Raw genomic sequence first — 18,244 nt, forward strand, 5'->3', positions numbered from 1 at the left:
GTGGTGGGGGGGACGGTGCTGTATGAGCGGTCGGGGCCGGGGTGAGCCCGCGCGGGGCCGGGTGCTCAACCGCCGGTCGCGGGGGACTTCCTGGCGGACTCGGGGACCGGCTGGTCGCCGCGGAGTGCCTTCCACAGGGCGCCCGCCTGGGGCTCCGCGGCGACCACCCGGTTCGGGTCCGTCTTGTCGTAGGCGACCGGCAGCATCACCGTCTCCATCGTGGACGGATCGATCGCCTGGAGACTCCGGCCGAAGTCCGCGAGCGCGGTGAGGGACGCGAGCTCGGCATCCGTCGTGAGCGATTCCGTGAGGCGGTCCGCGATGCGATACGTCTTGGTGGGGCTGCCGAGAAGGTCTTGCCGCTTGATCTCGCCGAGCAGCGCGACCATGAACTGCTGCTGCAGCCCTATCCGCCCGAGGTCGCTGCCGTCGCCGACGCCGTGCCGGGTGCGCACGAAGGCCAGGGACTGCGTCCCGTCCAGCTTGTGGGTGCCCTTCGTCAGCGAGAGGCCGCTGGACTTGTCCTCGATCGGTTCGTCGACGGTGACGGTCACCCCGCCTATCGCGTCGACAAGCCCCTTGAAACCCGCGAAGTCGATCTCCATGAAGTGGTCCATCCGTACGCCGGACATCGCTTCGACGGTCTTGACCACGCAGGCCGGACCTGCCGTGGAGTACACGGAGTTGAACATCACGCGCTTCGCGGGCGGCAGCGTGGAGCCGTCGTCCTTGGCGCACTCGGGGCGGGTCACCAGCGTGTCGCGCGGGATGCTCACGGCGGTGGCCCGTGTGCGGCCCTCGGGGATGTGCACCACGAGCGCGGTGTCCGCGCGGGCGCCCGCCGCCTGGCCCGTACCCAGGGAGGCATTGGCTCCCGCGCGGGAGTCGGAGCCGAGGATCAGCAGATTTTGGCCGGAGGCCGGCTGCCTCTCGGGACGGTCCTTGCCCAGGGCCTTGTCGAGATCCACCGCGGAGATATTGGAGTTGAGGTCCGAGTAGAGCCACCACGCGGTGCCGCCGAGCGCCAGGACCAGGGCGAGCAGGGTCAACAGGGCGATGCGGCCCTTGCGGCGGCGCGCGGGGCGGCTGCTGCGGGCGCGGCGGCCCTGCGGAGCGGCGTGCGACATGGAGCGGGTCCCTCTTCCTCACGGCCCCGCGCCGCGGACGTGTCGCGTACGCGCAGGGGAGTGGGGCCCGGGTGGGGGGAGGGCCGGCCCACGGTGTCGATGGTGTACGCACCAAGGTAATCGAACCGGAGTTCCGTCGCCGCCGCGGGTGGCTGACGAAACGTCTAGTACACGGCCCGCGGCCCCAAGCACACCGCCCCCGACTCGCCCACCCTGCCCCGCAGTTCCCGGTCGGCCGTGACGACCACGCACGGGCCCGCGGCCGCTGCCGCCAGCTCCACGATCCGGTCGTCCCCGCTGCCCGGCGCCTCGTCCACGCGTACCCCCGGCACGCTCTCGACGCCGCGCGCCCGGCCCTCGACGACCAGGACGATGTCGAGCGGGCCTGGGTGGGCGGGCGGCAGGCCCTCGGTCGCGTACGGGACGAGCTTGTCCCGAAGGCGTACGGCGGCCGCGCGCCGGTCGCGCCACCAGCCGTCGGGGACGGAGCCGATGACGTTGGCGGCATCGATGATCAGGAGCGTGGACATGAACCCATTGTCCGGTGGGCGCAGTCGTCCTACCCGCGGGCCCACACCTGGAATTCGCCGGGCCCGCTGTTGTCCTCGTTCGCCACGGTGCGCTCCAGGGATACGTCGGGGGACGCACGAACGCACACGGGCCGTACGGGATCAACTCCCGTACGGCCCGTGCGTATCGCCCAAGGTGCCTACGCAGGCACGCTCGCCACGCCCGGAGCCAGGAACGGCTTCCCGTTCACCCGCTCCGACACACCCTCACGGTCGAGGTAAGGCGTCACGCCACCGAGGTGGAACGGCCAGCCCGCGCCCGTGATCAGGCACAGGTCGATGTCCTGGGCCTCGGCCACGACGCCCTCGTCGAGCATGAGCCCGATCTCCTGCGCCACCGCGTCGAGTACCCGGGCCCGCACCTGCTCCTCGGTCAGGACGACATCGCCCTGCTTCAGGAGCGCCGCGACCTCGGGGTCGAGCTCCGGCTTGCCGGAGTCGTACACGTAGAAGCCGCGCTTGCCGGCCTTCACGACGGCCGCCAGGTTCGGGGAGACCTTGAAGCGGTCCGGGAAGGACCGGTTGAGCGTCTCCGAGACGTGCAGACCGATGGCCGGCCCGACCAGTTCGAGCAGCACCAGCGGCGACATCGGCAGACCCAGCGGCTCGACCGCCTTCTCCGCGACGGCGACCGGGGTGCCCTCGTCGATCACGTTCTGGATCTCGCCCATGAAGCGCGTGAGGATGCGGTTCACGACGAACGCCGGGGCGTCCTTCACGAGCACCGCGGTCTTCTTCAGCTTCTTGGCGACGCCGAACGCCGTGGCAAGCGAGGCGTCGTCGGTCTTCTCGCCGCGCACGATCTCGAGCAGCGGAAGGACGGCGACCGGGTTGAAGAAGTGGAAGCCCACGACCCGCTCGGGGTGCTTGAGCTTCGACGCCATCTCGCTCACCGACAGCGAGGAGGTGTTCGTCGCAAGGATCGCGTGCGCCGGGGCGACCGCCTCGACCTCCGCGAACACCTGCTGCTTGACGCCCATCTCCTCGAAGACGGCCTCGATGACGAAGTCGGCGTCCGAGAAACCGGCGGCCTTGTCGAGCGAACCGGTCACCAGGGCCTTGAGGCGGTTCGCCTTGTCCTGGTTGATACGGGACTTCAGAAGTAGCTTGTCGATCTCGGCGTGGACGTAGCCCACGCCCTTGTCGATGCGCTCCTGGTCGATGTCGGTCAGGACGACCGGCACCTCGAGGCGGCGCAGGAAGAGCAGCGCCAACTGCGAGGCCATCAGACCCGCACCCACGACGCCGACCTTGGTGACCGGGCGGGCCAGGTCCTTGGACGGGGCGCCCGCCGGGCGCTTGGCGCGCTTCTGGACCAGGTTGAACGCGTAGATGCCGGAGCGCAGTTCGCCGCCCATGATCAGGTCGGCGAGCGCCTTGTCCTCGGCGTCGAAACCGGCCTGGAGGTCACCGGACTTGGCGGCCTCGATGATCTCCAGGGCGCGGTACGCGGCCGGGGCGGCGCCGTGCACCTTGCTGTCCGCGATGAAGCGGCCCTTGGCGACGGCCTGGTCCCAGGCCTCGCCGCGGTCGATCTCGGCGCGCTCGATCTTGATCTCGCCCTTGAGGACGGACGCGGTCCAGAGCAGCGACTGCTCGAGGAAGTCCGCGCCCTCGAAGATCGCGTCGGCGATCCCGAGCTCGTAGACCTGCTTGCCCTTGAGCTGCTTGTTCTGGTTGAGCGAGTTCTCGATGATGACCGAGACGGCACGCTCGGGGCCGATCAGGTTGGGAAGCAGCGCACAGCCGCCCCAGCCCGGGACCAGACCGAGGAAGACCTCGGGCAGCGAGAACGCGGGGATGGCCTGCGAGACGGTGCGGTACGTGCAGTGCAGACCGACCTCGACACCGCCGCCCATCGCGGCGCCGTTGTAGTACGCGAAGGTCGGCACGGCCAGCGCGGACAGACGCTTGAAGACGTCGTGACCGCCCTTGCCGATGGCCAGCGCGTCCTCGTGCGTCTTCAGGAGCTCGACGCCCTTGAGGTCGGCGCCGACGGCGAAGATGAACGGCTTGCCGGTGATACCGGCGCCGACGATCTCACCCGCGGCCGCCTCCTTCTCGACCTGGCTGATCGCCACGTCGAGGTTGGCGAGCGACTGCGGACCGAAGGTGGTCGGCTTGGTGTGGTCCAGGCCGTTGTCCAGCGTGATCAGCGCGAAACGGCCGGCGCCGAACGGCAGTTCCAGGTGACGTACGTGCGCCTGCGTGACGACCTCGTCCGGGAAGAGCGCGGAAGCACCCTTCAAAAGCTCAGCGGTGGTGCTCACTTGCCCTCCCAGTGGGGGTTTTCCCAGATGACGGTCGCGCCCATGCCGAAGCCGACGCACATGGTGGTGAGGCCGTACCGCACCTGCGGCTGGTCCTCGAACTGCCGGGCCAGCTGCGTCATCAGACGCACACCGGAGGAGGCGAGCGGGTGACCGAAGGCGATCGCGCCGCCGTACTGGTTCACGCGCGCGTCGTCGTCGGCGATGCCGTAGTGCTCCAGGAACGCGAGCACCTGCACAGCGAAGGCCTCGTTGATCTCGAACAGGCCGATGTCCTCGATGGACAGACCTGCCTGGGCGAGGGCCTTCTCGGTGGCCGGGATCGGGCCGTAGCCCATGACCTCCGGCTCGACACCCGCGAAGGAGTACGAGACCAGGCGCATCTTGACCGGGAGGTCGTGCTCCCGGGCGAAGTCCTCGGACGCGATCAGCGAGGCGGTCGCACCGTCGTTCAGACCGGCCGCGTTACCGGCGGTGACCCGGCCGTGCGTACGGAACGGGGTCTTCAGACCGGAAAGGTTCTCCAGCGTCGTGCCCGGGCGCATCGGCTCGTCCGCCGTGACGAGACCCCAACCGGTCTCGCCCACGTCGGGGTTGGTGTTGCGCACCGAGACCGGCACCAGGTCCTGCTGGATCTTGCCGTCGGCGTACGCCTTCGCGGCCTTCTCCTGCGAACGCACCGCGTACTCGTCGGCGCGCTGCTTGGTGATCGTCGGGTAGCGGTCGTGCAGGTTCTCCGCCGTCATGCCCATGAACAGGGCCGACTCGTCGACCAGCTTCTCGCTCACGAACCGCGGGTTGGGGTCGACGCCCTCACCCATGGGGTGGCGGCCCATGTGCTCGACACCACCGGCGATGGCGGCGTCGTACGCACCGAAGGCGACGCTGCCGGCGACCGAGGTCACGGCGGTCAGCGCGCCGGCGCACATGCGGTCGATCGAGTAGCCCGGCACGGACTGCGGCAGACCCGCGAGGATGCCCGCGGTGCGGCCGATGGTCAGGCCCTGGTCGCCGATCTGCGTGGTGGCGGCGATGGCCACCTCGTCGACCTTCGCGGGGTCCAGGTTCGGGTTGCGGCGCAGCAGCTCCCGGATGGCCTTCACGACGAGGTCGTCGGCGCGGGTCTCGTGGTAGATGCCCTTCGGGCCCGCCTTGCCGAACGGGGTGCGGACGCCGTCGACGAAGACGACTTCCTTGACGGTACGAGGCACGATGGCTCTCCTCCAGGGGGTGCGGGATCGCTGCGTACGCACACGCCTGAGCGCGCGCTCACCTCTTCATGCTACTTGCCGGTAACCATTGGCGACAGTGCCCCCGTCCGGAGCGGCGAAGGTCACACTCCCGCGGGGGCCCCGTCGAGCACCCGCAGCACCGCATCCCGTACGACCGGCCGGGGCGCGGTGGGGTCGTCGAGGTCGCAGGCGACGGCGAGCCCGTCCCTGATCAGCATCAGCAGATCCGCCGTACGTACGGGATCCGGGTCGCCGGCATCGGTGAGCAGATCGCGCATGAGCGTGCGGAACCAGCTCCGGTACTCCTCGATCGCCTGCCGCACCGGATGGGCCGGATCGGGGTACTCCGCCGCCGCGTTGATGAACGGGCAGCCGCGGAAGTCCGCCAGCGCGCCGATCTGTCCCATGCGGTCGAACACGGCGAGCAGCTTCTCGCGCGGCCCGTCCGCGGTCAGCTCGTCGATCGCGGCTTGCTGCTGCCGCGTCTGCTCCTCGATGTACGCCTTGACGAGGGCGTCCTTGGCGGGGAAGTGGTGGTAGAAGGTCGCCTTCGCCACCCCGGCCTCGGCGATGATCCGGTCGATGCCGACCGAGTGCACCCCTTCCGCGTAGAAGAGGCGGGTCGCCGTGTCCAGGACTCGGCTGCGTGCGGGGCTCTTCGGGCTGTTCGCGGGCATGACTTGACCGTACCAGACAGGTCTGTCTAGGCTGCCGTCATGAGAGCAGACAGACCTGTCTGTTCGGAATGATGTGACGCGTCCAGGAGGACCTCATGAGCGCTCTGTACACCGCGGTGGCGACGGCATCCGGCCGAGAGGGCCGCGCGGTCACCTCGGACGGCAAGCTCGACGTCAAGCTGGCCCACCCCGTGGAGTTGGGCGGCGACGGTGCCGGCACCAACCCCGAGCAGCTCTTCGCGACGGGCTATGCGGCCTGTTTCGCCAGCGCGATGCAGCTCGTCGCCCGTCAGCAGAAGATCGACGTCTCGGACGTCTCGGTGACGGCCGAGGTGGGCCTGCTCAAGAACGACACGGGCGGCTTCGGCCTGGAGGTCACCCTCCGCGTCGAGATGCCGGACTCGATCCCGGCGGACGCGGGCCGCACGCTGCTCGACGCCACCCACCAGGTCTGCCCGTACTCGAACGCGACCCGCGGCAACATCCCGGTGAACCTGGTCGTGGAGTAGACGTCCCACTCAGCTGTGGGCAGTCGTGCCGCAGGGCGATGGGGGTACCCCCTGCTCGAACGAAGTTGAGAGCTTGGGGGAGGGTGGGCACAGCGGCACCCGTCAGGCGGCACAAAAGAGCCGTGCCCCCAGAGCCGACAAGCTGTGGGGGCACGGCGGGATCCGCGTAAGGGTCAGGCCGTAGCCGAAAGCGCCGCCACCAACACCGGAGTCACCTGCTCCACCTGCCACGCCCGCGCCCCATACGAGCTCAGCACCGCTGCCACCGACTGAGCGTCGGGCGTCGCCGGCGGCTCCCAGCACAGCCGCCGCACCGTGTCCGGGGTGATCAGGTTCTCCTGCGGCATGTTGAGCTGCTCGGCCAGCGCCATCACCGCCGCCCGCGCCGCCGTGAGACGAGCCGCGGCCACCGGATCCCGGTCGGCCCACGACCGCGGCGGCGGAGGCCCGGCATGCGCCTGCCCCGGCTGCGGAAGCTCGGTGTCGGGCAGCGCCTTGGCCCGGTCGACCGCCCCCTGCCACTGCTCCAGCTGACGCCGCCCCATCCGGTGCCCGAAGCCCGTCAGCGAACTGAGCGCGTGCACATTGGGCGGCAGCGCGAGCGCGGCCTCCACGATGGCGGTGTCACTGAGCACCTTGCCGGGCGACACATCGCGCCGCTGGGCGATCCGGTCCCGCGCGTTCCACAGCTCGCGCACCACCGCCAGCTGCCGGCGCTTGCGCACCTTGTGCATGCCGGACGTCCGGCGCCACGGGTCCTTGCGGGGCTCCGGCGGCGGAGCCGAGGCGATCGCGTCGAACTCCTGATGCGCCCAGTCGAGCTTGCCCTGCCGGTCGAGCTCCTTCTCCAGGGCGTCGCGCAGATCCACGAGCAGCTCGACATCGAGCGCGGCATAGCGCAACCACGGCTCGGGCAGCGGCCGTGTCGACCAGTCGACGGCGGAGTGCCCCTTCTCCAGTACGTAGCCGAGCACCGATTCGACCATCGCGCCGAGCCCGACGCGCGGGAAGCCCGCGAGGCGTCCGGCCAGCTCGGTGTCGAAGATGCGCTCGGGGATCATGCCTATCTCGCGCAGGCACGGCAGATCCTGGGTGGCGGCGTGCAGGACCCACTCGGCATCCGCGATCGCCTCGCCGAGCCCCGACAGATCGGGGCAGGCCACGGGGTCGATCAGGGCGGATCCCGCGCCCGCACGGCGCAGCTGTACGAGGTAGGCACGCTGTCCGTAGCGGTAGCCGGAGGCGCGCTCCGCGTCCACCGCCACGGGTCCGGTACCGGCGGCGAAAGCGGAGACCACCTCGGCGAGCGAGGCGGCGTCGGCGATCACCGGCGGAATGCCGTCACGTGGTTCGAGCAGGGGGGTCGGCGACGCTTCATCAAGAGCGACGTCGTCCGGAGGGCCGCCTCCGGTGGTTCGCAGTGAGCTGTCTGCTGCGGTCTCTTGGGCGTCGGTCACTTGTTAAGGGTATCTGTGTATGAACAGCGCCCGTCGACGGAACGTTCCGTCGACGGGCGCGTGAACCATGTGGAACAGGGATCAGTGGATGATTCCGGTACGCAGAGCGACCGCGACCATCCCGGCGCGGTCACCCGTGCCGAGCTTGCGTGCGATGCGTGCGAGGTGGCTCTTCACGGTCAGCGCGGACAGGCCCATCGAGACGCCGATCGCCTTGTTGGACTGGCCCTCCGCCACCAGCCGCAGGACTTCGACCTCACGTCCGGACAGTTCGCGGTAGCCGCCCGGGTGGCTCGGGGCGCCCGGCGGGCGCCGGTGCATCCGGGAGGCGGCGGCACCGATCTGGGCGGCGCCGTGGCGCGTGGGCAGACCGATGTTGGTGCGGGTGCCGGTGACGACATAGCCCTTCACACCGCCGGCGAGGGCGTTGCGAACGGCGCCGATGTCATCGGCCGCCGACAGGGCCAGGCCGTTCGGCCAGCCCGCGGCGCGGGTTTCGGAGAGAAGGGTCAGGCCCGAACCGTCGGGCAGGTGGACATCGGCGACGCAGATGTCGCGCGGGTTGCCGATGCGGGGACGGGCCTCGGCGATCGAGGACGCCTCGATGACGTCGCGTACTCCGAGCGCCCAGAGGTGGCGGGTGACGGTGGATCGGACGCGCGGGTCCGCCACGACGACCATGGCGGTCGGCTTGTTCGGGCGGTAGGCGACCAGGCTTGCGGGCTGCTCGAGGAGAACGGACACCAGGCCTCCTGGGTGCGGGGCGGGGGGAGCCGGCTGCGGGGAAGAAGCCGGGCGAACCGTGCTTTCAGGGTCACGATGGTCTTCGGCACGGTTGCGGTTCGGCTTTAGCGAATGATCACGAATTAGTGAAACGGGCTGGTTTGGTCCGCGGAAATCGGGGACCAAACCAGCCCGTGAAAACAGAACGGTGCAGGTGCGAGGGGGCGTATCAGGGCGTCTGCGGGCCCCGGCGCTGCGGCAGTGACACCACGGAGGCGTCCGGGGTGCTCGTCGGGGGCAGGCCCGCGATCTGGCACAGCAGGTCGCACCAGGCGATCAGATGGGAGGCCGTGTCGGGGACGCCGCCCATGCCTTCGCGCGGGGTCCAGGAGGCCCGGATCTCGATCTGGGAGGCCGGGGCGCGTTCGGCGAGGCCGCCGAAATAGTGGGAGCCGGCCCGGGTGACGGTCCCGCTGGGTTCGCCGTAGGAGAGGCCTCTGGCCTGCAGGGCGCCCGTCAGCCAGGACCAGCAGACCTCCGGCAGGAGGGGGTCAGCGGCCATTTCGGGTTCCAGTTCCGCACGCACGAGCGTCACCAGGCGGAAGGTGCCCTGCCAGGCGTCGTGGCCCGACGGGTCGTGGAGGAGGACGAGACGGCCGTCCGCCAGGTCGTTGCCGTCGTCGACGACGGCGGCCTCCAGCGCGTACGCGTACGGGGCCAGCTTCTTCGGCGCACGTACCTGCTCGACCTCGATCTCCGGCCGCAGCCGCGCTCCACGCAGTGCGTCCGTGGCCGCGCGGAACGGGAGCGGCAGGGCATGCGCCGCGTTCCCCTCCGTACTGTCCATCCCTTCAGCACCCTCCGACACTCGTCCCTGAGCCGCAGCCATGCGGGGAAGGTTAAGGGGAACGGGGCCCGCGTGCGGTCAGGGACACTCGGGCCGGGCCGGGCACTTCACGGCACATGGGAGACTTTCCGGTGTGAGTGCCATGGACAGCCCCAAGGGCCAGCAGAGCAAGACGTACGATTCCGCCTTCATGAAGGCGTGCCGTCGTGAGGCCGTACCGCATACGCCCGTGTGGTTCATGCGGCAGGCCGGGCGCTCACTCCCCGAGTACCGCAAGGTGCGCGAGGGCACGGCGATGCTCGAATCGTGCATGATGCCGGAGCTCGTCACCGAGATCACGCTGCAGCCCGTGCGGCGGCACAACGTGGACGCGGCGATCTACTTCAGCGACATCGTCGTCCCGCTCAAGGCGATCGGTATCGATCTCGACATCAAGCCCGGTGTGGGCCCGGTCGTCGAGCAGCCGATCCGTACGCGCGCGGATCTGGCGCGGCTGCGGGACCTGACGCCCGAGGACGTCACGTACGTGACCGAGGCGATCGGGATGCTGACCGCCGAGCTCGGCGAGACGCCGCTCATCGGTTTCGCGGGTGCGCCGTTCACCCTCGCGAGCTACCTCGTCGAGGGCGGCCCGTCCCGCAACCACGAGAACACCAAGGCCCTGATGTACGGGGACCCGCAGCTGTGGGCCGATCTGCTCGACCGGCTCGCCGAGATCACGAGCGCCTTCCTCAAGGTGCAGATCGAGGCCGGCGCGAGCGCCGTGCAGCTCTTCGACTCGTGGGTCGGCGCGCTGTCGCCGGCCGACTACCGCGCCCAGGTGATGCCGGCTTCCACCAAGGTCTTCGACGCGGTCGCCTCGTACGGTGTGCCGCGCATTCACTTCGGTGTCGGTACGGGCGAGCTGCTCGGGCTGCTCGGTGAGGCCGGCGCGGACGTCGTCGGTGTCGACTGGCGGGTGCCGCTGGACGAGGCCGCGCGACGCGTCGGTCCGGGCAAGGCGCTCCAGGGCAACCTCGACCCGGCGGTCCTCTTCTCCACGACCGAGGCCGTCGAGACCCGTACCCGTCAGGTGCTCGACGCCGCGGCCGGGCTCGAAGGCCATATCTTCAACCTGGGCCACGGTGTGCTGCCGACGACCGATCCGGACGCGCTGACGCGTCTCGTCGAGTACGTGCACACACAGACCGCCCGCTAGACACCTCTCAAGTCCCAGGAACCTCAAGGGACTCGCCGTACGTCGTACCGGGCATGATCGTGATACCCGATGCCCGGACGGCCGCGCTGTACGAGCAGTGGCGGCACGTGCATGCCGCCACCGAGCGGGGCGTGGCCGAGCCGCTTGTGCTCGACTGTGTACGCCGTCTCGCCGCCGAACCCGGGGGTGGGACGGCGCACGTGTGGGTCGCCGGGCTCGCGGAGATGACCGGCTATCTCGCGTGGCGCCCCGAGCCGGCGACCGCACGCGCCGCCGTCGAGGCCCTGGTCGCCGCGGCGGACGCCTCGGCCGGCCGGGAGTGCGGGCACGCGACGCATCCGTACGAGGCGGAGCTGGCCGAGCTCGGTGAGAACGACGGGCCGAGCGGCTGGTATCTGATCGGCGAGAGCCCCGAAGTCCCCCGTGGGGAAGCCGACTTGTGTCCGCGCAATGTCGCGGGCGTGGCGCGGGTGGCCGCTGATGTGATCGCGCCGTTCTCGGTGCCCGGGATTCCCGTGGCCGTGTCCGAGGACCACGAGCAGGACGTGAAGGATCTGCTCGACTTCCTGAACGACTACCCGTACGGCGATCCCGCTTTCACGATCGAGTGCAATGCCGGTGTGCCGCACGCGGGCAGCACCAGGGGAGTGCTCGCCGGATACGTCATCACCCAGCATGTGTCCGCCCCGTACGTCTACTACCGCATCGGGGTCCGGCCGGTCTTCGACGCGATGATCGAGGGCCTGGAGAAGGCCCTGGAGATGCTCGCGTACATCGGCGGTGTCTGTCCGCACGCCGAGGGCGAGCATCCGGACCTTGAGGAGCTCTACTACGAGACCGAGGCCGAGATCGCCTGCCATGTGCGGACTCCGGGCGGCCGGGCGCATCTCGTGGAGAACGCGCTCGACGAGGGCGAAGGCGAGATGTGGGTGTGTCCGGGCTTCCTGCGGGAGCTGGCCGAGGATGCGCTGGGGCAACTGCGGCCGCGGTACGCCGAGTTGTTCGGTGAGCGTGACACCGGCGCTCTGGATGCCGAGTTCGTACGGCCCGACGGCCGGCTCGCCATCGACGCGCTGACCCGCGTCATCCTCGCGGAGGACGACCTCGCGGATCCCGGTACGTCCGGCGACGCGGGCCTGTGGGCCGCCCGCCGGCACGCGACCGCCATCGACCCGCACGAACGGCTCGTCCTGCTGCACATCGCCCTGTGGTGCGCCTCGGTCTTCGACCTGCCCTACGGCGTCGGGCGGGAAGTCCGCGCCCTGCTGCGTGCCGTGGACCAGGAGCCCCTCGACCACGACTGCCCGCACGGCGACGGCCACCCGGACTCCGGCCTGCGGGACAACTGGCACCGCCGCGAGACGATGAAGACCCACCTTGATCACCTGTACGCGCCCGGGGAGTTCGCGGCCCCGGACGAGGCGCACCCGGCCGATGCGTGGGCCTGCCCGAAGCTGCTCGTCGCCTGGGCGCAGGGAGCCATCGAGGAGATGGACGAGCGGTACGAGGAGATGGACGAGGAGGACGGCGATGACGGATCGACCCTCCGGTGAACCGGGGGCCGAGGGCGCTGCACCGGGGTCCGTGGACGAACTGATCGAGGCCTGGGACGAGATGAGGGAGTTCGTCGACCAGGTCCCTCCGGAACACGACCGGCTCGTCCTGCAGTGCGCGCGAGAACTGGCCGCGGACCCGGGCGGAGCGCTCGCGTACCGGTGGACGGCGGGGTTGGTTCTCGCGCTCCCGTTCCTGGCGGCGGGTGGCCCGGGCGAAGGAGTGCGCGAGGAGGCGTTCGGTGCGGCTCAGGCAGTCGACCGGGCGCTGCGGGACGAGCCCTGCGCGCACCAGGAGCATCCGTACCAGGGCAACTTGGCGGCGGACCAGTGGAGCTTCGCGGAGATCCTGCGGGACCTCGGCGGCGGTGAACCGGTGGCGTGGGTGGTGCCCCTGCCGCGGGAGCAATGGCTCTGCCCGCGCAACACCGCGGGTTGCGCCCGTGTGGTGATGGAGTCGCTCAGGCCGGGATCCGCCGAGGACGTACCGCCGTTCCTGCCGTTCGAGGACCGGTACGAACTCGACGGGCTCACGGCGATCATGGAGGGTTACCCACTCGGCAGGACCTACGACATCGCCTGGGATCTGACCTCGGCGGCCGCCCCCTTGCGGGAGGCGGACCGCGACGATCTGGCCGGACGGGTCTTCGTGGCGACCGCCGTCGCCTGGTACGTCGAGGTCGAGGCGGACGGCACCGTGGACATCCAGGAGCTCCTCGACACGCTCACGGAGGGATTCGAGCGCGCCCGCGGCCTGCTCGATGCCGGTCCCTGCGCCCATGACGTGCATCCCGAACTGCCGCAGGACACCACCGAGACCCTGTCGGTGGGCATGCACCTGGCCAGTGCGCGGGGGCGTGCCACGTACGCGAGGTGGCCCGAGGAGTGGGCGATTCCGCTGGACACCGCCCTGTGCCCGGCCTTCGTCGCAGCCACGGCCGAGGACTCCCTGCGACGGCTGAGGAACACCCCATGACGTACGACGAGTTGGTGCGCGCCTGGAGCGAGACCGGGCAGGACCTGCTGCCCCTGGATGAGCAGGACCGGCTCGCCCTCGAATGTGCCCGCGAGATGGCGGCGGCTGGGGGCGAGCGGGCGTATCAGTGGGCGTTCGGGCAGGTGCTGATGCTGCCGCGTACCGAACTGGCCGGTGGGGAGGTGCCGGAGGTGGTGGCCGACGCGGCGCGGGCCGTGCGCCGGGCGTCCTCGGCGCCGGACTGCGCGCACGAGGAGCATCCGTTCGAGGAGTCGTGGGTGGACCTCGTCGACTGGCTCCCCGACGTGCTGCTGATGCTCGCCGACGACAGCGTCGAGTGGCTGGACAACTACGACAAGGGTGTGTGGCTCTGCCCCCGTACCGTCGACGGGTTCGCCGCCATGATCCTTCAGGCGCTCCGGCCCGGATCGGCCCCGGACGCCCCGCCGTTGCTGCCGTTCGCCGACCGGCGCGCCCTCGACTCGCTCACGGCGATCCTGGAGGGATACCCGGAGTTGGGTACGGACATCGGCGCGGAAGTCGCCGAAGTGGGACGGCGCTTGAGGTGGGCCGATGGGCCGGACCGGGCCGGTGTGGTGATCACCGCGGCCGCGCTGACCTGGTGGGACGGGACCGCCCGGAGCTCCGAGGAGGCGTACGGCTCCCTCGTGCAGGGATTCGAGGCGGTGCTCGACGGGCTGGGGGATCCCGGGTGCGGCCATGCCGAACACCCCGCTCTGCCCCGCTGGGCCAACCTCGCCGTCTGCCTGGGCATCCACCTGAGCAGCCCCGGCGGACGCGGGGTCTACGAGCGGCAGGGAGCGTGTCTGAAGAACCCGCCGCCTCTTGAGCCGCTGCTGTGCCCGGCGTTCACCGCTTCGGTCGCCCAGGACTCCCTGGTCCGGCTCCGGCAGATGCGCGCGGAGCCGGACCCCGAAGGTGCCGCCTAGGGCCTGATCCACAAGACAGGCCCTAACCTGCCTTGCGTACCGCCGTCACCGTCTTGCGGGCCGCCACCAGGACCGGGTCCCAGACCGGGGAGAACGGCGGGGCGTAGCCGAGGTCGAGGGAGACCATCTGGTCGACCGTCATCCCCGCCGTGAGCGCGACCGCCGCGATGTCGACACGCTTGGCGGCGCCTTCGCGGCCGACGATCTGGACGCCGAGGAGGCGGCCCGTGCGGCGTTCGGCGATCATTTTCACGGTCATCAGGGCCGCGCCCGGGTAGTAGCCCGCGCGGCTCGTCGACTCGATGGTCGTCGTCACGTACTGCAGACCGGCCGCCTTCGCGTCCTTCTCGCGCAGTCCCGTACGCGCGATCTCCAGCTCGCACACCTTGCTGACCGCCGTGCCGACCACACCGGGGAAGGTGGCGTAACCGCCGCCCACGTTCGAGCCGATGACCTGGCCGTGCTTGTTGGCGTGGGTGCCGAGCGCGATATGGCGTTCGCTGCCCGAGACCAGGTCGAGCACCTCGACGCAGTCGCCGCCCGCCCAGATGGTGTCGTGGCCGCGTACGCGCATCGCCCGGTCCGTGAGCAGACCGCCGTGCGTGCCCACGGGCAGGCCCGCCTCGCGGGCGAGTCCGGTCTCCGGGCGTACTCCGATGCCCAGGATCACGACATCGGCCGGGTACTCGCCGTCCTCCGTGGCGACCGCGCGGACCCGCCCGTCCTCTCCGGTGAGGATCTTGGTGACCTCCGCCTCGTTCACCATCCGGATGCCCATCCCCGCCATCGCCTCGCCGACGAGGCGGCCCATGTCCGCGTCGAGGGTGGACATCGGCTGGGCGCCGCGGTTGACGACGGTGACCTCGTAGCCGCGGTTCATCATCGCCTCGGCCATCTCGACCCCGATATAGCCCGCGCCGACCACGACCGCCCGCCGGCCCTCGGTCCGCCGCAGGGTGTCGAGCAGGGACTGGCCGTCGTCGAGGGTCTGCACGCCGTGCACCCCGGGGGCGTCGATGCCCGCGAGCGGCGGGCGGACCGGGCGGGCGCCGGTGGCGATCACGAGTTTGTCGTACGAGGTCCAGTACTCCGCGTCGGAGCCGTCGGAGCCGTCGGAGCCATTGGAGTCCAAGTCCCTTGCCAGGACCCGCTGTTCGTCGACGTCGATCCGTACGACCTCGGTGCGCATCCGCAGATCGATGTCGCGCTCGCGGTGCTCCTCGGGGCTGCGCGCGATCAGCTCGTCGCGCTCGTCGACGTCACCGCCGACCCAGTACGGGATGCCGCAGGCCGAGTAGGACGTGAAGTGGCCGCGCTCGAAGGCCACGATCTCCAGCTCGTCCGGGCCCTTCAGCCTGCGTGCCTGTGACGCCGCGGACATCCCCGCGGCGTCGCCACCGATGATCACCAGTCGTTCGCTCATGCGTTCACGCTACGTCGCGGCTCGGACAACTAGCTCGGGAGCTTCACGGTTTGGCCCACCGCCAGCTTGTCCGGGTCCTTGATGTCCGGGTTCAGGTGGCGCAGTTCGTCCACCGACGTGCCGTATGCCTCCGCGATCCAGCCCAGGGTGTCGCCCGCGCGGACCGTGAACGTGGGCGGGGCGCTGAGGCGGGCGGCGACGGACTTGCGGAAGGAGTCCATCGAGATGCCCGGACCCTTGGGGTCGATCTTGCCGGGCTGCCATTCGGAGTGGCCGATCACCGAGGTCATGCCGGTGGTGCCCCAGCCGTGCGCCCGGCACAGCGCCGCACAGACCCGTACGACCGCGTCCACCTGCGCGGCCGGCCAGGGGTCCTTGCCGTCGCCCAGGTTCTCGCACTCGAAACCGTAGAAGTGCCGATTGCCGTCCTTGGAGGCCTCGTCGACCTTCGGCAGCGGTCCCTCGGCGATCACCGCGTCGAGGACCCCGGGATCGCCCAGGCCCGCGTGGTTGGCGCGTCCGTAGCCGATCACATGGACCGTGCCGTCCTTGGCGATCACCGCGTGGCACAGCGGTCCCGGCAGGTCGCCGTGGCCGTCCACGCAGAGCTTCACGGTGGCGTCGGTGCCGCGGGTGACCGTGTGGTGCACCATCACGCCGTTCACCGGGCCCCACTTGCCCTTGTGGTTACGGTTCCGGGTGCGCCAGCCGTCGTACTCGACGACCCTGGCCCCCTCGCCTTTGAGCGCGGCGAGGAAGGCGTCGGCGCTGAGCGGATCGGCCACCAAGTCCTCCTGGGTACGGGGTGCTTCAGCACGGGCTACTTCGGCGGGTGCTTCAGGACGCGCTACTTCGGCGGGAGCTTCAGAACGCGCTACTTCGGCGGGAGCTTCAGCTTCTGGCCGACCGTGATGTGGTCCGGGTTCGGGATGCCGTTGAGCTTGGCGATCTCCGGATAGCGGCCCGCGTTGCCCAGCTTGGACTGCGCGATCGCGCCGAGGGTGTCGCCGGCCTTCACGGTGTACGTGGCGGCGCGCGGCGCGGCCTTCTTCGCGGTGGTCTTGCGGGCGGTCGTCTTCTTCGCCGCGGCCTTCTTGACCGTCGACTTCTTCGCGCCGCCCGCCTTCGCGACACCATGGCTCGCGAGATACGCCAGCGGGTCCGTGTGGCCGTTGTAGTGGTTCGCGGTCCGCGCCTCGAAGTGCAGATGCGGTCCGGTGACATTGCCGGTCGCCCCGGAGAGCCCGAGCCGCTGGCCGCCCGCCACGCCCTGGCCGGCCTTCACGTCGATGCTGCTGAGATGCGCGTACAGCGTGAAACGGCCGTCCGACATCTGCACGACGACGCAGTTGCCGTACGCACCCTGATCACCGGCGACGACCACCGTGCCGGGACCCACGGAGTTCACCGGGGTGCCGGTCGGGCAGCCGAAGTCGACGCCCGTGTGGAAGCCGGCCGCCCAGCCGCCGGGCTGCTTGTACTTCGCGGTGACCCGGCCTTTGCCGACTGGCATGGTCCAGGAGCTCATGTTCCGCGTCCTTTCGGTTCGTTCGAGCGGCGGGCGTTGTCAGTGGGCGCCGATAGCCTGGAAAGGGCTTCGGCCCCCGGGCGGGAGGGGACTGTCCGGGCGCCTACAACAGCAGCCCGAAGACGGTCGCGATCAGCAGCAGTACGGTGACGACCGGCCAGTACAGAAGGCGTGCGGCGGCGTTGCCACGCCAGTCGATCACGGGGACCCGTTTGTTCGCGGTGTGCTCGATGGCGTTGAGGGCGACCAGGCCGATCACCAGATAGAGGATGAAGTAGAAGTACTCGGCGTACACGACTCCGCCGGAGGCCGTCTCCGAGCGCAAGGAGCTGTGCTGCACGGAGACCACCAGCATCATCGAGCCGCAGAAACCGATGACGGCCCAGGTGGTGAATCCGGAGAGACTTCGCCGGTCGGAATCGGTGGTGATCACGAAGAGCGATCCGAAGACCAGGAGCGCGATCACGATCAGCGGGACGAGCCGGTTGAGCAGCGGGCTCAGATACTGCCGTCCCACGCCCATGGAGAAGGTCAGTTCGGCGTCCTGGCCGTCGATGGAGTGGGTCGGTCTGCCGTAGTTGGTGCGCTCCTGGCCCTCGGTCAGGCTCCATGTCGAGAACTGCGTGTCCCAGTCACCGCCGACGAGCCCGGGGTAGATACCGAACTTCTCGTCCTCGTTCCAGGGCGGGTACGCGGAGAAGTCGGGCACGAGGACGGTGCCGGCGTCGCGCGGCCACATCACGAGCCACACGGCCTGGTTGTCCAGGGGGTAGTGGGTGTAGTCGAAGGCTTCGCGCATCGAGACCTTGAGGCGCCAGCCGATCACTTGGCCTTCGGGGGTCTTGTCCCGGTAGAACTCGTCGCCCACGCCACCGTCGATGGCGTCGGGGAACTCCACGTTCGGCTTGGTCACGTCGTCTCCCGCGGGCAGGTGCTGCCAGAGGAAACCGGTGACCCTGACGTTGTTGGCGCCGGTGAACTCCAGGGTCTCGATCATCACGCCGGTACGGACCGGGGTCCGCTTGCCGTACCCGTGCGCGTCGAGCACCGCCTTGGTCTGTGCGGCCGTGGTCACGCGCTTGCCCGGTGCCTTGTCGAGTGAGTGGCCCGTGCCGACCGCGACCCAGATGAACATGGTCGCGAGGGCGCAGAGCGCGCTCACCACCGCGGCCATCCAGCCGAGCCGGCGGGGGCGGGCGGGGGAG

At 70.2% G+C, this 18,244-nt stretch carries 17 protein-coding genes; 5 read left to right on the plus strand and 12 right to left on the minus strand.

Annotated elements, in window-relative coordinates; all coding sequences use genetic code 11:
• Window positions 1–65 precede the first annotated feature (65 nt).
• The 5 genes from G6045_RS28960 to G6045_RS28980 all read right to left on the minus strand — a co-directional run bounded on the left by G6045_RS28960 (window position 66) and on the right by G6045_RS28980 (window position 5,875).
• The gene (locus tag G6045_RS28960) at window positions 66–1,127 is read right to left on the minus strand and encodes an LCP family protein (protein WP_165335093.1); all 1,062 of its coding nucleotides are present in this window, start codon (window positions 1,125–1,127) and stop codon (window positions 66–68) included.
• 164 nt (window positions 1,128–1,291) lie between these two features.
• On the minus strand, window positions 1,292–1,657 hold the full coding sequence (locus tag G6045_RS28965) for an NYN domain-containing protein (protein ID WP_165335094.1): 366 nt from the start codon (window positions 1,655–1,657) through the stop codon (window positions 1,292–1,294).
• A gap of 179 nt (window positions 1,658–1,836) precedes the next feature.
• Window positions 1,837–3,966 carry a 3-hydroxyacyl-CoA dehydrogenase NAD-binding domain-containing protein gene (locus tag G6045_RS28970; protein WP_165335095.1) on the minus strand — a complete coding sequence of 710 codons (2,130 nt, stop codon included), beginning with the start codon at window positions 3,964–3,966 and terminating at the stop codon, window positions 1,837–1,839.
• Complete coding sequence (locus G6045_RS28975; RefSeq protein WP_165335096.1) at window positions 3,963–5,177, minus strand: thiolase family protein; 1,215 nt, start codon at window positions 5,175–5,177, stop codon at window positions 3,963–3,965. The genes G6045_RS28970 and G6045_RS28975 overlap by 4 nt, the downstream gene beginning before the upstream one ends.
• 122 nt (window positions 5,178–5,299) lie before the next feature.
• Window positions 5,300–5,875: a TetR/AcrR family transcriptional regulator gene (locus G6045_RS28980; RefSeq protein WP_165335097.1), complete on the minus strand. Its 576-nt coding sequence runs from the start codon at window positions 5,873–5,875 to the stop codon at window positions 5,300–5,302.
• Between the two features lie 95 nt (window positions 5,876–5,970).
• On the opposite strand from G6045_RS28980, the gene G6045_RS28985 reads away from it, so the two are divergent.
• Window positions 5,971–6,384: an organic hydroperoxide resistance protein gene (locus tag G6045_RS28985; RefSeq protein WP_165335098.1), complete on the plus strand. Its 414-nt coding sequence runs from the start codon at window positions 5,971–5,973 to the stop codon at window positions 6,382–6,384.
• A gap of 173 nt (window positions 6,385–6,557) precedes the next feature.
• Here G6045_RS28985 and G6045_RS28990 read toward each other — a convergent pair whose 3' ends face one another.
• The 3 genes from G6045_RS28990 to G6045_RS29000 form a co-directional block, all read right to left on the minus strand.
• On the minus strand, window positions 6,558–7,841 hold the full coding sequence (locus G6045_RS28990) for an HRDC domain-containing protein (RefSeq protein ID WP_165335099.1): 1,284 nt from the start codon (window positions 7,839–7,841) through the stop codon (window positions 6,558–6,560).
• Window positions 7,842–7,922: 81 nt separating this feature from the next.
• Window positions 7,923–8,585 (minus strand): helix-turn-helix transcriptional regulator, encoded by a 663-nt coding sequence (locus G6045_RS28995; protein ID WP_052575743.1) that lies wholly within the window; start codon window positions 8,583–8,585, stop codon window positions 7,923–7,925.
• A gap of 208 nt (window positions 8,586–8,793) precedes the next feature.
• Window positions 8,794–9,453 (minus strand): DUF3000 domain-containing protein, encoded by a 660-nt coding sequence (locus tag G6045_RS29000; protein ID WP_165335100.1) that lies wholly within the window; start codon window positions 9,451–9,453, stop codon window positions 8,794–8,796.
• A 91-nt stretch (window positions 9,454–9,544) separates the two neighbouring features.
• Here G6045_RS29000 and hemE point away from each other — a divergent pair, with 91 nt between their 5' ends.
• The 4 genes from hemE to G6045_RS29020 are packed head-to-tail and all read left to right on the plus strand — an operon-like array spanning window position 9,545 to window position 14,088.
• Complete coding sequence (gene hemE / locus G6045_RS29005; RefSeq protein WP_165335101.1) at window positions 9,545–10,609, plus strand: uroporphyrinogen decarboxylase; 1,065 nt, start codon at window positions 9,545–9,547, stop codon at window positions 10,607–10,609.
• A 53-nt stretch (window positions 10,610–10,662) separates the two neighbouring features.
• Window positions 10,663–12,162, plus strand: coding sequence for a hypothetical protein (locus tag G6045_RS29010; protein ID WP_165335102.1), 1,500 nt, complete (start codon window positions 10,663–10,665; stop codon window positions 12,160–12,162).
• Window positions 12,140–13,138 (plus strand): hypothetical protein, encoded by a 999-nt coding sequence (locus G6045_RS29015; protein WP_165335103.1) that lies wholly within the window; start codon window positions 12,140–12,142, stop codon window positions 13,136–13,138. The genes G6045_RS29010 and G6045_RS29015 overlap by 23 nt, the downstream gene beginning before the upstream one ends.
• A complete protein-coding gene (locus G6045_RS29020) occupies window positions 13,135–14,088 on the plus strand; it encodes a hypothetical protein (RefSeq protein WP_165335104.1) in 954 nt (317 codons plus the stop codon). The genes G6045_RS29015 and G6045_RS29020 overlap by 4 nt, the downstream gene beginning before the upstream one ends.
• A 22-nt stretch (window positions 14,089–14,110) precedes the next feature.
• On the opposite strand, the gene G6045_RS29025 is transcribed toward G6045_RS29020, so the two are convergent.
• From G6045_RS29025 to G6045_RS29040, 4 genes are all read right to left on the minus strand, one after another.
• Complete coding sequence (locus G6045_RS29025) at window positions 14,111–15,511, minus strand: FAD-dependent oxidoreductase (protein ID WP_165335105.1); 1,401 nt, start codon at window positions 15,509–15,511, stop codon at window positions 14,111–14,113.
• Between the two features lie 29 nt (window positions 15,512–15,540).
• Window positions 15,541–16,296, minus strand: coding sequence for an N-acetylmuramoyl-L-alanine amidase (locus G6045_RS29030; RefSeq protein WP_165335106.1), 756 nt, complete (start codon window positions 16,294–16,296; stop codon window positions 15,541–15,543).
• An 89-nt stretch (window positions 16,297–16,385) separates the two neighbouring features.
• The gene (locus G6045_RS42225; protein ID WP_165335107.1) at window positions 16,386–17,039 is read right to left on the minus strand and encodes a peptidoglycan DD-metalloendopeptidase family protein; all 654 of its coding nucleotides are present in this window, start codon (window positions 17,037–17,039) and stop codon (window positions 16,386–16,388) included.
• 103 nt (window positions 17,040–17,142) lie between these two features.
• The coding region (locus tag G6045_RS29040; RefSeq protein ID WP_165335108.1) for a hypothetical protein at window positions 17,143–18,244 on the minus strand (1,102 nt) is incomplete at its 5' end.

The organism is Streptomyces mesophilus, from assembly GCF_011044995.1.
GTDB classification, from domain to species: domain Bacteria; phylum Actinomycetota; class Actinomycetes; order Streptomycetales; family Streptomycetaceae; genus Streptomyces; species Streptomyces mesophilus.

Excerpts from the sequence above, each read along its gene's own strand:
- G6045_RS28960 (WP_165335093.1), bottom strand. The coding sequence starts at position 1,127 with ATGTCGCACGCCGCTCCGCAGGGCCGCCGCGCCCGCAGCAGCCGCCCC.
- G6045_RS28965 (WP_165335094.1), bottom strand. The coding sequence starts at position 1,657 with ATGTCCACGCTCCTGATCATCGATGCCGCCAACGTCATCGGCTCCGTC.
- G6045_RS28980 (WP_165335097.1), bottom strand. The coding sequence starts at position 5,875 with ATGCCCGCGAACAGCCCGAAGAGCCCCGCACGCAGCCGAGTCCTGGAC.
- G6045_RS28985 (WP_165335098.1), top strand. The coding sequence starts at position 5,971 with ATGAGCGCTCTGTACACCGCGGTGGCGACGGCATCCGGCCGAGAGGGC.
- G6045_RS29000 (WP_165335100.1), bottom strand. The coding sequence starts at position 9,453 with ATGGCTGCGGCTCAGGGACGAGTGTCGGAGGGTGCTGAAGGGATGGAC.
- G6045_RS29010 (WP_165335102.1), top strand. The coding sequence starts at position 10,663 with ATGATCGTGATACCCGATGCCCGGACGGCCGCGCTGTACGAGCAGTGG.
- G6045_RS29015 (WP_165335103.1), top strand. The coding sequence starts at position 12,140 with ATGACGGATCGACCCTCCGGTGAACCGGGGGCCGAGGGCGCTGCACCG.
- G6045_RS29020 (WP_165335104.1), top strand. The coding sequence starts at position 13,135 with ATGACGTACGACGAGTTGGTGCGCGCCTGGAGCGAGACCGGGCAGGAC.
- G6045_RS29025 (WP_165335105.1), bottom strand. The coding sequence starts at position 15,511 with ATGAGCGAACGACTGGTGATCATCGGTGGCGACGCCGCGGGGATGTCC.
- G6045_RS42225 (WP_165335107.1), bottom strand. The coding sequence starts at position 17,039 with ATGAGCTCCTGGACCATGCCAGTCGGCAAAGGCCGGGTCACCGCGAAG.